The following is a 14,698-nucleotide window of genomic DNA, read 5'->3' as shown; positions in this document are numbered from 1 at the left end:
TGGGGTGCCCAGGGGCGCGGGGAACTGCGCGAGCAACCCAGGGCCGGCGCCGCGCCCGCCACGGCGGCCGCCGCCGAGGCCGCGAGCACCGCCCGGCGGCCTATCGCGGGTCCGGACACCTCAGCCCGCCTCGGGCACGAAGCGGATGCCGTAGTCGCGGATCCACGCGTCCAGGTCGATCAGCCGCTCCATGACCGCGCGCCCGCTGTAGGGCCCGCCGATGGAGTACGAGCCCACCGGCCGGTCCAGGAGGCGCCGCAGCCCCTTCGGGTCGACCAGTTCCAGGACCGCGGAGTCGCCCGAGGCCAGGGCCGCGATCCGGTCGCGCAGGGAGATCTCGTACTGGACGTCCTGGGTGGAGGGGTACGGGCTCTTCTTGCGCTCCACGATCGAGCGCGGCAGCACGTCCTGGGTCGCGGCGCGCAGCAGGCTCTTCTCGCGGCCGTCGAAGGTCTTCATCGCCCAGGGGGTGTTGAAGACGTACTCGACGAGCCGGTGGTCGCAGAACGGGACGCGGACCTCCAGGCCCACCGCCATGCTGATGCGGTCCTTGCGGTCGAGCAGGAAGTTGACGAAGCGGGTGAGGTGCAGATGGCTGATCTCGCGCATCCGTGCTTCCTGCGGGCTCTCACCGGGCAGGGCCGGGACGTCCGCGATCGACTCCTTGTAGCGCTGGTCGATATAGGCGCCGAGGTCGAGGCGGTCCCACAGGCCCGTGGTGCGCAGGGCGTCCTGGCCGCCCGCCCGGCGGTACGGCAGATGCCAGGGGAAGGTGGCCGAGGAGACCGCCTCGGGGTCGTGGAAGTGGCTGTAGCCGCCGAAGAGTTCATCGGCGGACTCGCCGGACAGGGCGACCGTGGAGCGGGCCCGTACCGCCTGGAAGAGCAGATACAGCGAGTACTCCATGTCACCGGTGACCGTGGGCAGGTCGAGCGCCCGCAGGACCGCGCCGCGCACCTCGGGCGTGAGCAGCTGCGCGTTGTCGAGGACGATGTCCTCGTGATCGGTGCCGATGTGGGCTACGGCCTCCTTCACGAACGGCGCGTCCGGCGCCTCCCACACCGCGTTGGCCTCGAACCGCTCGGCGTGGCCGGTGAAGTCGACGGAGAAGGTGCGGATGCGTCCGCCGTCCTCCTCGGCGAGGGCCCGGGCGGCGAGCGCGGTGACCGCGCTGGAGTCGAGGCCGCCGGAGAGCAGCGAGCACAGCGGTACGTCGGAGACGAGCTGGCGGCGCACGGTGTCGTCGAGGATCTCGCGGACCGTGCCGACGGTGGTGTCCAGGTCGTCGGTGTGCGGGCGCGACTCCAGCTGCCAGTACCGCGTCTTGCGCAGTCCGCGCCGCGAGAGCCGGACCATGCTGCCGGGCCGCACCTCGTACATCCCCCGGTACACGGCGTGTTCGGGCGTCATGGTCAGACCGAACACCTCGCGCAGGCCCTCGGCGTCGACGACCGCCTCGGCCAGCGGATGGGCGAGGATGGCCTTGGGCTCGGAGCCGAAGAGCACCCCGTCGTCGGTGGGGTAGTACAGGAGCGGTTTGACGCCCATCCGGTCGCGCACCAGGACCAGTTCCTCGGTGCGGGTGTCCCACAGGGCGAAGGCGAACATGCCGTTGAGCCGCTCGACGAAGGCGTCACCCCACTCCAGATACGCCTGGAGCACCACCTCGGTGTCGCTGTTGGTGCGGAAACGGTGGCCCCGGGCGCTCAACTCGGCGCGCAGCTCCCGGTAGTTGTAGACCTCGCCGCTGTAGGTGACGACCGCCTCGGGGGCGACGCCGAACCCGGCGGCCATCGGCTGCCTGCCGCCCTCGATGTCGATGACGGCCAGCCGCCGGTGGCCGAGGGCGACGTGCCGTCCGGTCCACACCCCGCCCGCGTCGGGTCCTCGGCAGACCATGGTGGCGGTCATGGCCCGGGCGCTGTCCTCGTGCCGGGTGACGTCGTGGCCGTAACCGACCCAGCCCGCTATACCGCACATGTCTTTGGCCCCCCTCTCGTCAGGCGTAGGTGTAGTACCGGCGGTGGTCGACGACCTCGGCGACGGTCTTGGTGTGCCACGGGAACAGCGGGGTGCTCGGGTCCGCGACCTCGGGCGTCGGCTCCTGCGGCAGGTAGTGCGGCACGTCCGGGTGGAGCGTCTGCCAGTCGGCCCAGATCTTGTCGATGAAGCAGTGGTGCAGGAAGAAGACCGGGTCGTTGGGGGAGGAGATGTACATCATGTGGCCGCCCACCCACTGGTGGCCGGCGCCGTGCAGCTTCCCCGCCGGGGGCTCCCAGGCGAAGTTGGTGTAGCCCTCCAGGTGGTTGCGGAAGCTGTTGTACGGCGGCTGGCTGCCGGAGGTGTAGTTCCACGGCGGGCAGTCGTAGACCGGCAGGTCCATCGTCTGCCGCAACTGCTCCGGCGAGGGCAGCGAGGGCATCTTCTGGGCGATGCGGCGGATCAGGAACTTGCGGTCGTCCACGGTGTAGTGGCCGTTGAGCGCGGGGTTCTCGTCGCCCTCGGGCTGCACGTTGACCTTGAGCAGCCAGCCGTTGGGGTAGGCGAACGGCCCGGTCATCACCATGCCGTCGGAGGGCCGCCCGTCGCCGCCCATGAAGTCGTCGGCCCACAGCGGCGAGTGCGGCGACTGGTCCTTGGTCCAGTCCCAGTACGGCAGGGTCACCGTCGGGTCGACCCGGCGCAGCTCCTTCTCGAACTCCATCAGGTACTGCCGGTGCCAGGGGAAGAACCCCGGGTTGATGTGGCCGACCCGCTTGCCGGTGTCCTTGTCCAGGTAGTCCTGGGAGTTGACGTCGACGTGGAGCCTGACGAACCGGTCGTAGATCCCGCGTCGCTTGATCTCCACGACGGCCTTGATGAACCGCCGCCGTTCGCCGCGCGACATGTCCAGGTGGTTCCTGCGGACGTGCGTCATGGTCCTGTTCCTCAATCTCGCGGAATCACATGGAGTGGTGGGAGGCGTCGCCGAGCGGTACGAGGTTGGCGCCGTGCAGCTCGTCGACGGCGGCGCGGGCGGCGTGCAGCGGCGTCCTGGCGACCTCGTAGTGGCACAGGGCGCTCAGATAGGCGCCCTCGCCGAGCTTCATCAGGTGCAGCGGCTTGCCGTCGATCGAGACGGCGTGGCCCGCGCCGGCCTGGGTGACCTTGATGACGCGGCCCTTGTAGGTCTCGGTGTGGTCGTCGCCGGGGGCGGCGGCGACGGCGGGGCCGTCCGAGCCGCCCTGGGCGCCGTACACGGCGACCCCCGCGGCTCCCGAGAGCCCGGTGGCGACGGTGGCGACGACGGCGCCCCGCTTGATGACATCACGGCGGTTGAGCATGGGGGACCTCTCTGTGGGTGGTGGGGGAGGGCGCGGCACCCGCGGTGCCGCGCCCGTTTTGCCTGACCGGCTGCGAACGACGACCGAGCGGCCGCCTACTTCTCCAGGCAGAACTCGTCGATCGGGTAACCCACGTGCCGGTCCTCGCTCGGCAGGAACCCCAGAACCTTGTCGCCCGGCTTCAGCTCGGTGCTGTTCAACACCACACCCCCGGGTCCGAGCACCCGCACGTGCCAGTCGTCCTGAAGGATCAGATTCACCTGCTGCCCGTTCGGCGCCACCGCGTCGATCGAGATCAGCGGCCGCGACTCGATCTTGACCCGCCCGACCGTGACCAGCCGCGTCTGGCCCTTGATGTCGACCGCCAGGACCTTGCTGCCCGCCTTGAGCTCACTGAGGTAGTTGGTGCGCTCGTCCTTGGAGAGGGTGTACGAGTGGATCGCACCGGCGTTGACCCGGAACGGACGGGTCGGCATGTACGGCAGCGGGTGCGTCTCGCTGACGCACAGGATCATGCCCTTGGAGTGCGAGCCGACCAGGATGCCCTCGTCCTCGCGGAAGTACGTGCAGGTGTCGACGCAGGCGCGCTCGCCCATGCCGATGTGCTCGGTGTGGCGCACCTCCAGCTCGACCAGGTTGAGGTTGGGCACCTCGGCGGTGGCCGCGGCCTTGAGGTGGGCCGCGTCGCCGACGGCCTTGGGGGCCATCATCACGCCGTCCGAGCCGTGCTCCAGGACACCGAAGATGATCTCGGCCTCCTCCACGTCCTGGGCAATCGTGATCATGCTGCCGGTGGCCCGCGCGGCCGCCGCGATCACGATCTCCAGCGGGATCTTGGTGGGGTCGCGGAAGAGCAGCACGCTCCACTTCTCGGTGCGCGCGGACTCGCAGGCGTCCTCAAGGGTCGGCGCGTCGACGATCTCCACGAAGCGCCCGAACTCCACCTCCGGGTGCTTGATGGCCAGTTCGGCGGGGGTGATGCCGTGCGCGGCCGGGTCCACGATGACCACGGACGCGTCCCCGAACTCGCCCGGGAGCGGCTTGCCCTGCGGGAAGAGGACCTTGGTGACGGTAGGCGGCAGGTCCGCGAAGTCGGCGGGGTCGTCGGCGACGATTCCTTCGAGGCGGTAGTGCAGGGCCTCCTGGAGGATGGCCTCCTTGGCCTCGCCGAGCGAACGGGCGTCGAGCCAGCTGAGCTTCATGGGGAGAACTCCTCTTAAGAGACGGTGGTCAGCGGTACGGCGAGAGCGTCGGGGACCGCGCTGGGCGCGGCCACCTCGTGCGGTACGGGGTGGATCAGCCGGGCGACCTTGGCGGCCATGGCCCCGGGGTCCGGTGCGAGGAAGACGTTGCGGCCCATGGCCACGCCGCTGGCGCCGCCGCGCAGCGCCTCGTCCACGTAGGCGAGCACCCGGGTCTCGTCGGGCTCCCGGGGGCCGCCGACGACGATCAGGGGGACCGGGGACGCGGAGGTGATGTCGCGCATCTCGGCGATCGACTCGGCGCAGACGGTCTTGACGATGTCGGCGCCCAGATCGGCGGCGAGCGAGGCCGCGTGGGCGATCAGTGCGGGGTCGCGCGGGTTGGTGATCTTCGGGCCGCGCGGGTACATCATGGCGAGCAGCGGTACGTTCCACCGGTCGCAGGCGTCCGCCACGGCGGCCATGTCCGCGATCTGCTGCCGCTCCTGGGTGGAGCCGAGGTTGACGTGCACGCTGACCGCGTCCGCGCCGAGCCGCAGGCACTCCTCGACGCTGGCGACCAGGTACTTGTCGTTGGGGTCGGGGGCGTGCACGGTGCTGGCGCTCAGGTGCACGATCAGCGAGGTGCGGGAGAAGCGGGCGGAGTCGACGTACCGCAGACTGCCCTTGTGCAGGACCACCGCGTCCACGCCGTTGTCCGCCAGCTGGCCGACCAGGTGGTCCAGACGGTTCCCGCCGGTCAGCGGGCCGTCGGTGACCGAGTGGTCCAGCGGGACGATCAGCAGCCGGTCGCCGCCGTGGCGGTGGATCCGCCGCAGCCGCAACTGCCGTGCGAAGGAATGGTGCAACATCATCGAACCTCCTCTGTCGGATCAGGCGGGCACGGGCGCGGTGAAACCCGTCCCGGCGTTGAGTGCGGCGAGCCCGAACTCGTCGTGCAGGACCCGGGCGGCCCGTACCGCGTCGTCGTCCGGGACGGTCACCGAGATCCGCATCTGCGAGGTGGAGACCGAACTGGGCGCGATGGCCGCCGACTTGAGGCAGCGCAGCAGCCGCGCGGTGCTGTCGGGCCGGCTGAGCAGCCCCGTACCGACCACGGAGAGCTTGGTGATCCCCTCGTCGGACTCCATGCCCCGGCCCGGCGGCCCGGGGCGCCGGGAGAGGTAGTCCCGCAGCGGCTCCACGTCGTCGGTGTGCAGGGTGATGCCGATGTTCACGCCCGTGCTCTCGTCGGAGAGCGCCGCCATGTCGACGGAGAGGGACTCGCGGGCGAGGAAGGCGAAGACATCGGTGGCCGCGTCCGCGTCGCCCGCGTCGAAGCGCAGGGTCACCCGGGCCACGTCCGTGTCGAGGACCACTCCGGTCACGGTCGTCGGTGATTCGAGCATGTCGGCTTTCGTCTCTTCCCTGGCGGCGATCACGGTCCCGGGACCGGGCCGTGCGGAGTGCTTGACGTGGATGTCGACCTTCCGCAGCGCCGCCAGCTCCACGGCCCGTGCGTGCATGACCTTGGCGCCGGCGAACGACATCTCGGCCATCACGTCCACGTCGACGGCGGGCAGCACCGAGGCGGCGGGCAGCACCCGGGGGTCGGCGGTGAACACGCCGTCGACGTCGGTGTAGATCTCGCAGTGGGCGGCGCCGAGTTCGGCGGCCAGGGCCACCGCGGTGGTGTCCGACCCGCCGCGCCCCAGGGTGATCACATCGCGCCGCGCGGTCAGCCCCTGGAACCCGGCGACCACCGCGACCGCGCCCTGGGCGAGCACCCCGTCGATGGCCTCGGTGTCCACGGCGACGATCACGCCCCGGCCGTGTGCGCCGGTCGCCAGGATGCCGGTCTGGGCGCCGACGAGGGACACCGCCCGCACCCCGGTCCGGTGCAGCGCCATGGCGAGCAGCGCGGCGGACGCGCTCTCGCCGGTCGCGAGCAGCTGGTCGGTCTCCCGGCCCGCCGGGGGCGCCCCGACCGCCTCCGTCAGCCGGAGCAGCCGGTCGGTGGCGTTCCCCCGGGCCGAGACCACGACGACCACGTCGCGGCCGGTGCGACGGGCGGCCGCGACCCGCTGCGCCACGGCGCGGACCTGCTTGAGCGTGGCGAGCGAGCTCCCGCCGTACTTGTGCACCACGGGCCCGCGCCGGTCGAGGCGTTCGGGTCCGTCGCGTCCGTCGCGTCCGTCGCGTCCGTCGGGATCTTCGGGACGGAGGCGTTCGGGGCCGGTCCGGCCGAGCCCGGTGCGGTCAGGGCCGGGGCTTGCCGGGTCGTGCGGCGAGGGCGCCATGCGAGGGGTCACCTCCGCCGTTCGAGAGAGCCATGAAGCAGTCCTTTCCTGCGGCTTCGGCGAGGCCTTTCTCCCGGATCCCCGTGCCTTTCCCGTCCGGCCCCACCGGCGGTGACGCTCCCCGAGACGCGTATCGGCCAGGTTTCACGCGGATATCGCGGCAGGGCGCGCGGCGATACCGGATGCGAAATGCCCCGTGCCAAGGGCACGGGGCATCGGGGAAATCGCTGGTGGGGACTGTGCCCACCGGATTTCGTCAGAGTTTCAACGTTGCCTGGAGACGGAGATTGGCCTGCTGCAAACTGGTCAGCCGGGTGCGCATGGCCAGGGTGTGGTCGGTCCAGGACGTCTTCACGGCCCGGTGTGCGGGCTGCCGGATCAGGGAGGCGACCGGGGCCGTGCGGCCCGGCTCCGCCGGGGCCGGACGGCTGGGCGCCTCCAGCGACCGGTCCTCGGCCAGGATGGCCCGCTCCAGGGTGCGCAGCGACTCACCGGGGTCGATGCCCAGCTCCGCCGAGAGGAGCGTCCGGGTCTCACGGAACTGCCGCAGCGCGTCCGCCTGCCGCCCCGAGCGGTACAGGGCGAGCATCAGCTGGGCGCACATCTGCTCGCGGTACGGGTTCTCGGCGACCTGCCGGTACAGCTCCCCGACCACCTTGCGGTGCCGCCCCATCTGGAGCTCCAGGTCGACGCACTCCTCCAGTACGGACAGCTGCTCCTCGCGCAGCATGGTCGCGGCCTGGCGCAGCACCCTGCTCTCCAGGCCCGCCGCCACCGGGCCCTTCCACTGCGCCAGCGCCGAGCGGAACAGGTCCACCGCCTGCTCGGGCTGCTTGTCGCGGGCGGCCGAGCGCCCGAGCGCCGCCAGGTGTGCGAAGCGGGCCAGGTCGAGCGCGGTGTTCGGCAGCCGGATGCGGTACCCGGCGGGGTGCGTCTCGATGAGGTCGCCCACGCCCGCGCCGACGAACTGGCGGCGGATCGCGGACACACAGATCCGCACCTGCCCCTTGGCCGAGGCGGGCGGGGTGTCCTCCCAGATCGCCTCCAGGAGCCGCTCGATGGGTACGACGTGTTCGGCTTCCAGTAAGAGCGTGGCGAGCAGGGCCTGTTGCCTGAATCCGCCCAGACGGACCTTCCGGCCCGCGCATTCCACCTCAAGTGGGCCGAGTATTCGGAAAGTGAATGCTTGGTTTCCCGCTGACTGCATTGGCTGAGCCCTCCCCAAGTCGGCGTTCTAGCATTGCTTTTCCGCCTCTGGCGGCTCTTTTCGGCCGCCGCCAGACGCGATTCCGGCCCGGCCGATGCGGCGGCCGGGCGGAACGTCTTCGGCAAGGATTTCAGATGGCCCGTGGAGTACGCGTGGAGGCGGCCGTCTAGCGGGCCGGGGCCGCGGCGGGAGCGGGCGTCGCGGGGGCGGCGGCCGGCCGGTTGATCCGCAGGGAGAGCGCGAGCATGCCCAGCGCCACCACCCCGACGGCCAGCGCGGCGTAGCCGACGCCCGAGGCGCCGTCGGCGGAGTAGCCGGCGGCCCCGGCCACCCCTCCGGTGCTGATGCCGATGTAGATCGTGCTCTGGTGCAGGCCGAGCAGGAGCGGCGCGGACTGCGGGGCGGTGGCCACCAGGCGCATCTGCTGCGGCACGTTGATCATCCAGTGGCACACGCCCCAGGCGACGGCCATCGCGATGCCCGCGGCCAGTGACTTGGACAGCAGCGGGGTGAGGGTGGCCGCGGTGACCAGGAGCGGGGCGGCGACCGTGATGGTCCGCACCGGCCCGATCCGGTCGGTGAGGCGCCCGGTGAGCAGATTGCCCGAGACCGCCCCGATGCCGAAGCAGAGCAGGATCAGCGAGGTGCGGCCCGCGTCGCCGCCGGTCGCCTCGTCCATCACCTCGTCGATGTAGTTGTAGACGGTCCAACTGGTGCTCAGGCAGAGCCAGGTGGCGATCAGGGTGACCAGGACGCGCGGCTGCCCGAGCGGCGCGAGCCGGGCCCGCAGGGTCGTCGCGGCCTGGCCCTTGAGCTGCGGCACGGTCGCCGCGATCCCGACGGTGGCCACCGCGGTGAGCCCCACCACCAGCCACAGGGCGGCGCGCCAGCCCGCCTCGTCGCCCAGCCAGGCGCCCAGCGGCAGACCGAGCACGATGGCCGCGGTCAGCCCGCCGACCACCAGCGCCGCCGCCCGTCCGGCCCGCTCGGGCGGCACCATCGCCCGTGCCACGGCGAGGGAGTTGGCGGTGTACATGGAGGCACCGGCACCGGCCACCACCCGCCCCGCCATGGCCCAGGAGTAGTCCCCGGCGACGGCGGTGAGCGCGTTGCCGACCGCGAAGACGCCCAGGGCGCCGAGCAGCAGCTGGCGGGGCGGCCGGTGCCCGGTGGCCGCCGCGAGCAGCGGCCCGCCGATCGCGTACGCCAGCGCGAACGCGGTGATCAGCCAGCCCGCGGTGGTGCGGGAGACGCCGAAGTCGTCGGCCATGGGGTCGAGGATCGGCGCGATGATGAACGTGTCGACGCCCATCGCGAAGTTGCCCAACGCGAGGACGAGTAGTCGCAGACGCACGGTGACTCCTTGGAGTGTGCGGGGAAGGGGCGGGGACGGCCTGGTCGGGGAGGGGTCACCCGTCGGGAAGGAGCTTGATCCCGGCGCCCAGGCCCAGGCCGAGCCGCTCGATGAGTTCCATGCACAGCAGCGCCATCTGCTCCAGGACCTGTGCGTTGCGCAGATCGCCCGCGTCGAGGCCGCGAAGCCCCGCCCGGTCGATGAGCTCGATGACCGGGATCTTGGCGCTGTAGTCGTCGCCCGCCACGAACACGTCGAGATGGGCGCCGTCGACCCGGCCGGCGAACAGGGTCGCCGCACAGGCCGTGTTGAAGGCCTTGACCACCGAGGACTGCGGGGCGGCCCGGGCGATCAGCTCGGTCATGCTGGGTCCTGCCCGGCCCAGCGCCGCCGCCCCGGCCTCCTCCACCGGGTTGGTGGTGTCGATGAGGATCTTCCCGGCGAGCGCGGCGCTGTGCTCGGTGACGAAGGCGAGGGTGTCGTCGGTGCCCATGGCGAGCGTGATCAGCTCGGCCTCCAGGACGCCGTCGACGTCATGGGCCTCGACGCGGCCCCGGGTCCCCGCGCTGGCGGCGGCCGCCGCCCGTACCGCGAGCTCCGGGGAGCGGTCCGCGAGCCGTACGGTCTCGCCCGCGAGCGCGAACTGCCGCGCGGCGGCCCGGCCCATGGGCCCCGCGCCGATCACCCCGACCCTCACGCCGGCACCCCGCTCGGGAGCGCCGCGGGGGCGATGTTGTGGTTGACGCGGAACACGTTGGCGGGGTCGTACCGCGCCTTGAGCGCGGCCAGCCGTGTGTAGGCCTCGGGGGTGAAGGCCGCCCGGACGTGGTCGTCGCCGGCCGAGGAGTCGAGGAAGTTGAGGTACTTGCCGCCGGTCGCCCAGGGCGCGAGCCGGTCCAGGAGCAGGTCGTCCGGGCCCTGTCCGGCCGGGCGCGGGCCGGGGGCGACGGTGAGCAGGCAGTAGCGCGCGTCCCGGTTGCCCACCGCGTTGTCGTGCCGCACCGGACGCCGCAGCGCCCCGCCGAGGTGGCGCAGCTCGACCAGGCCGAGCGGGCAGCCGGAGTCCGGCCCGGCCACCGCGAGCAGCCGCCCGGCGGCCGCCCGGTCCAGCTCGCCGAGCATCATGGTGCGCTCGTGGTAGGTGTACGGCTCGGTCGGATCGCCGTGGATCGAGGCGACGTCCGCGTACGGCATCTCCCGTACGGTGTCGAGCACCCGCTCTCCCAACTCCCGCAGCGGCGCGACCAGTCGGGCGCCCTCGGCCGCCGCGCCCGTGAACGCGATCCGCACCTGGACGACGAAGCGGCCGCGGACCTCGGCGGGCAGCGCCGGGTCGTCGGGGAAGCGGACCAGCGCCAGCGAGGAGGTCATCTCGCCGGGCACCAGCGCCGTCCACTCCAGCCAGCCGCGCAGCACGGCCGGGGCCGCCGCCCCGTCGAAGGTGAGCGCCCCGCCGTACAGCCTCCGCACCGGCATCAGGCCGATCTCCATCGAGGTGACGACCCCGAAGTTGCCCTTGCCGCCGCACAGCCCCCAGAACAGCTCCGGCTCGCGCTCCTCGTCGACCTGGCGCAGCACGCCGTCGGCGGTCACCACGTCGATGCCGCGGATGTGGTCGGCCGCGTAACCGAAGGTGCGGGCCATGACCGCGAGGCCGCCGCCGAGCGCGTACGAGACGGCGCCGACCAGCGGCGACGAGCCGTTGAGCGGAGCCAGGCCATGGGCCGCGCCCTCGTGGATCACCTGCTCCCAGAGCACCCCGGCGGCGATGCGCGCGGTGCCCCGGTCCGGGGCGATCCGCAGCCCGGTCATCCGGCGGGTGGAGACGAGCACCGCGCCGTCGGCGGCCCGGGCCGCGCCGTGGCCGGTCGCCTGCACCGCGACCGGCAGCCCGTGCGCCGCGGCGAACCGGACCGCCGCCGCCACGTCCGCCGCCCCGGTGGCGCCCACCACCAGCGCGGGGCGGTGCTCCAGCAGGGTGTTGAAGCCCGCGCCCTCCTCGGCGTGGCCGTCCTGCCCGGGAAGCAGGACGGGCCCGCGCACGGCGGCGGTGAGTGCGGCGACCTGGTCGGCGTGGAAGTGCGGGGGATGCTGCACGGCGGATCGCACGGTGGGTGCCTCCTCAATAGGCGCGGGGTGGGGGGCGGTTGGCGTGCCGTGCTCCATCGTCGGCCGGGCGGCGGCCCGGGCGACATCCCGAGATCAAGGTGTTGCCGCGGCACCGCCCCCCTCAACTGAGGGGGGTGTGCGGGGGCGTCGGGTGCGGGACCATGGAGGGGCAGACGCACCCGACGAGGCCCGCCCTCACGCGAGGGCCGGCGAACGAGGAGTACCGGCCCGTGACCGTGCCCAGGAACGCGAGCACCACCCACGCCATCGACACGCTCCTGACGGCCATCGGCGCGGCCCCCGACGCCCTCGCCCTGTTCGCCACCGCCTCCGAGCAGCTGCGCCGCCTCATCCCGTACGACGCCTCGGTGTGGCGGGCCACCGACCCGGTGACCGGCATGATGACCTCGCCGATCCGGGTGGAGAACCTCACCGAGGAGGGCTGCTCGGTCTACTGGGAGTCGGAGCTGCTGACGGAGAACGTCAACCTGTTCCGCGATCTGGCCCGCGCCCCGCTGCCGGTGGCCGGGCTGCGCGAGGCCACCGGCGGACTGCCCGGCCGCAGCACGCTCTACCGCGACTTCCTGGCGCCGCGCGGCCTCGACGACGAACTGCGCGCCGTGCTGCGGGTGGGCGGCCATCCGTGGGGCCAGGTCAGCCTGTTCCGCGCGCAGGGGGCACCGGCGTTCGGCGGGGACGACGCGCTGGTGGTGAAGGAGCTCTCGGCGGCGATGGCCCGGCGCCTGCGCTCGTTCACCGAGCCGTCCGCTGAGCCGACCCCGAGCCATGGCCCCGGGCCCGGACTGCTGCTCTTCGACGCCTCGGGTCGTCTCCTTTCGGTCAACGACGAGGCCCGCGAACTCCTGGACGACCTGGTGCCCGGCCCCTCGACACCGACCCCGCTGGGGGTGTCCGTCCCGGCCTGGATGCACAGTACGGCGAGCAAGGCCCGGGCGATCGCGGCCGGTTGGGACAAGGGCGTCGCCCGGGTGCGCGTGCGCAGCAAGGGCGGCCGCTGGCTGGCCTGCCACGCCTCCTGTCTGCGCGGCGCGGACGGCGAGCTGGGCGCCTCGGCGGTGGTGATCGAGCGCGCGTCGATCTCCGAGGTCGCCCCGCTGATGGTGAAGGCGTACGAACTGACCGACCGCGAACTGGAGATCACCCAGCACATCGCGCGCGGCCTGGGAACCGCCGAGATGGCCGGGAAACTGTTCCTCTCGCCGCACACGGTCCGGGACCATGTGAAGGCGATCTTCGAGAAGGTCCGGGTGTCCAGCCGCGGCGAACTGGTGGCGAAGCTGTTCACCGAGCACTACGCGCCGCTGGGGGAGGAGTCGGAGCAGCGGGTGTGGGGGTGAGGGGGCCGCCCCACCCGGCGGGGGCCCGTCCAACGCTCGAAACGGCCGTGCGCCCACCCCCCGGCCTGGCATAGATTCCCCGGTGTGACAGTGGCAAGGCAGTACGTGACCCAGGCCCGCAGAATCGTCGTCAAGGTGGGCTCGTCCTCCCTCACCACCGCCTCCGGCGGCCTCGACGCCGACCGCGTCGACGCCCTCGTCGACGTCCTCGCCAAAGCCCGCAGCGGCGGCGAGAAGGAGATAGTGCTGGTCTCCTCCGGCGCCATCGCCGCCGGACTCGCCCCCCTGGGCCTGCGCCGCCGCCCCACCGACCTCGCCCGCCAGCAGGCCGCCGCCAGCGTCGGCCAGGGCCTCCTCGTCGCCCGCTACACCGCCTCCTTCGCCCGCTACGGCGTACGCGTCGGACAGGTCCTGCTCACCAGCGACGACACCAGCCGCCGCGCCCACTACCGCAACGCCTACCGCACCCTCGACCAGCTCCTCGCCATGGGCGCCCTGCCCGTCGTCAACGAGAACGACACCGTCGCCACCGACGAGATCCGCTTCGGCGACAACGACCGGCTCGCCGCCCTCGTCGCCCACCTCGTCCGCGCCGACCTCCTCGTCCTGCTCTCCGACGTCGACGGCCTCTACGACGGCGACCCCAGCAAACCCGGCACCACCCGCATCGGCGAAGTACACGGCCCCGAGGACATCGCCCACGTACAGATCGGCAGCGCCGGCAAAGCAGGCGTCGGCACCGGCGGCATGGTCACCAAGGTCGAGGCCGCCCGTATCGCCGCGGCCGCCGGCGTCCCCGTCGTCCTCACCTCCGCCAGCCACGCCGCCGACGCCCTCGCCGGACGCGACACCGGCACCTACTTCCACCGCACCGGCCGCCGCTCCGCCGACCGCCTCCTCTGGCTCGCCCACGCCTCCACCCCCCAGGGCCACCTCGTCCTCGACGACGGAGCCGTACGCGCCGTCGTCGAACGCCACTCCTCGCTGCTGCCCGCCGGAATCGCCTCCGTCGAGGGCGAGTTCAGTGCCGGAGACCCCGTCGAACTGCGCGACACGACAGGCCGCGCCGTCGCCCGGGGACTCGTCAACTTCGACGCCAAGGAGATCCCGCAGCTCCTCGGCCGCTCCACCCGCGAACTCGCACGCGAACTCGGACCCGCATACGAGCGAGAAGTCGTACACAGGGACGATCTGGTCGTTCTGCACCCCTGAAACGGCTGAAAGTCCAGCCTTCGGGCCGACACCTTCACGAAAACCGCCCCGCGACCCGGCCCGGACTGGTCAACTTTGTTGCGGGGTACTCGCGGGGGTGACTTCGCGGGGGGCACTACGTCGCATGACAGCATCACAGCATCACAGGAGGCCGCCGGTGAGACGAGCGCGCCCGGGGGCGGCGCCCCGAGTCGGGGGAACCCACGCCCGCAGGGCCGTGGGGGAGGACGGGCCGACCCTGACCAGCGTGGGCACAGGGGCCGACATAGCGCAGACCGAGGAGCGGGAGCAGCCCGGGGACACCCCCAGGCTCTGGCACATCACCCTCAGCGTCTCCGGCGCCGAGGCCCCGCTCAAAGAGGTCCGGCGCGGCCTCGAACAACTCGCCCACGACCACCCCTTCTTACTGACCAGCAGATACGCGGGCGACCACGCCGAGATCCGCTACTGGGAAGAGGCCCGCGACCTGCACGACGCGGCCGCCGTCGCCCTCCGGCTCTGGGGCGAGCACCGCTCCACCGCCAAACTCCCGCCCTGGGAGATCGTCGGCCTGGAGGTCATCGACCGCGAGACCTACCACCTGCGCCTCGCCGAGGGCTACGGACCACCACCGGCCGCACCCGTCGGCGTCCACCCCTTTTGACGCTCCGGTCC

General features: G+C 72.4%; 13 protein-coding genes. 3 read left to right on the top strand and 10 right to left on the bottom strand.

The window, feature by feature from the left end; genetic code table 11:
* Window positions 1-120: 120 nt before the first annotated feature.
* The 10 genes from asnB to A8W25_RS10520 all read right to left on the bottom strand — a co-directional run bounded on the left by asnB (window position 121) and on the right by A8W25_RS10520 (window position 11,474).
* Window positions 121-1,980, bottom strand: coding sequence for an asparagine synthase (glutamine-hydrolyzing) (asnB, locus tag A8W25_RS10565; RefSeq protein ID WP_067158922.1), 1,860 nt, complete (start codon window positions 1,978-1,980; stop codon window positions 121-123).
* Window positions 1,981-1,999: 19 nt separating this feature from the next.
* On the bottom strand, window positions 2,000-2,917 hold the full coding sequence (locus A8W25_RS10560; RefSeq protein WP_067158920.1) for a tyrosinase family protein: 918 nt from the start codon (window positions 2,915-2,917) through the stop codon (window positions 2,000-2,002).
* A gap of 25 nt (window positions 2,918-2,942) precedes the next feature.
* The gene (locus A8W25_RS10555) at window positions 2,943-3,323 is read right to left on the bottom strand and encodes a tyrosinase family oxidase copper chaperone (RefSeq protein ID WP_067158918.1); all 381 of its coding nucleotides are present in this window, start codon (window positions 3,321-3,323) and stop codon (window positions 2,943-2,945) included.
* Between the two features lie 95 nt (window positions 3,324-3,418).
* Window positions 3,419-4,525, bottom strand: a complete 1,107-nt coding sequence (gene griH, locus A8W25_RS10550; RefSeq protein ID WP_067158917.1) for a 3-amino-4-hydroxybenzoic acid synthase — start codon at window positions 4,523-4,525, stop codon at window positions 3,419-3,421.
* 14 nt (window positions 4,526-4,539) lie between these two features.
* Window positions 4,540-5,379 (bottom strand): 2-amino-3,7-dideoxy-D-threo-hept-6-ulosonate synthase, encoded by an 840-nt coding sequence (locus tag A8W25_RS10545; protein ID WP_079125949.1) that lies wholly within the window; start codon window positions 5,377-5,379, stop codon window positions 4,540-4,542.
* Window positions 5,380-5,397: 18 nt separating this feature from the next.
* Window positions 5,398-6,804: an aspartate kinase gene (locus A8W25_RS10540; RefSeq protein WP_079125948.1), complete on the bottom strand. Its 1,407-nt coding sequence runs from the start codon at window positions 6,802-6,804 to the stop codon at window positions 5,398-5,400.
* Window positions 6,805-7,060: 256 nt separating this feature from the next.
* Window positions 7,061-7,957, bottom strand: coding sequence for an AfsR/SARP family transcriptional regulator (locus A8W25_RS10535; RefSeq protein ID WP_067158916.1), 897 nt, complete (start codon window positions 7,955-7,957; stop codon window positions 7,061-7,063).
* A gap of 220 nt (window positions 7,958-8,177) precedes the next feature.
* A complete protein-coding gene (locus A8W25_RS10530; protein ID WP_158942475.1) occupies window positions 8,178-9,365 on the bottom strand; it encodes an MFS transporter in 1,188 nt (395 codons plus the stop codon).
* 55 nt (window positions 9,366-9,420) lie between these two features.
* Window positions 9,421-10,062 carry an NADPH-dependent F420 reductase gene (locus tag A8W25_RS10525; protein ID WP_067158915.1) on the bottom strand — a complete coding sequence of 214 codons (642 nt, stop codon included), beginning with the start codon at window positions 10,060-10,062 and terminating at the stop codon, window positions 9,421-9,423.
* Window positions 10,059-11,474 (bottom strand): FAD-binding oxidoreductase, encoded by a 1,416-nt coding sequence (locus A8W25_RS10520; RefSeq protein WP_234386399.1) that lies wholly within the window; start codon window positions 11,472-11,474, stop codon window positions 10,059-10,061. The genes A8W25_RS10525 and A8W25_RS10520 overlap by 4 nt, the downstream gene beginning before the upstream one ends.
* A 230-nt stretch (window positions 11,475-11,704) precedes the next feature.
* Between A8W25_RS10520 and A8W25_RS10515 the strand changes: the two genes are divergently transcribed.
* From A8W25_RS10515 to A8W25_RS10505, 3 genes are all read left to right on the top strand, one after another.
* Window positions 11,705-12,832 (top strand): helix-turn-helix domain-containing protein, encoded by a 1,128-nt coding sequence (locus A8W25_RS10515; RefSeq protein ID WP_067158913.1) that lies wholly within the window; start codon window positions 11,705-11,707, stop codon window positions 12,830-12,832.
* 84 nt (window positions 12,833-12,916) lie between these two features.
* The gene (gene proB / locus A8W25_RS10510) at window positions 12,917-14,044 is read left to right on the top strand and encodes a glutamate 5-kinase (protein ID WP_199831720.1); all 1,128 of its coding nucleotides are present in this window, start codon (window positions 12,917-12,919) and stop codon (window positions 14,042-14,044) included.
* A 157-nt stretch (window positions 14,045-14,201) separates the two neighbouring features.
* Window positions 14,202-14,687: a hypothetical protein gene (locus A8W25_RS10505; protein WP_079125942.1), complete on the top strand. Its 486-nt coding sequence runs from the start codon at window positions 14,202-14,204 to the stop codon at window positions 14,685-14,687.
* Window positions 14,688-14,698 lie beyond the last annotated feature (11 nt).

The sequence above is a fragment of the Streptomyces sp. ERV7 genome, from assembly GCF_001653515.1.
Classification (GTDB): Bacteria; Actinomycetota; Actinomycetes; order Streptomycetales; family Streptomycetaceae; genus Streptomyces.
Note: the sequence above shows the minus strand (reverse complement) of the source record. Positions and strands in the feature narration are given on the sequence as shown.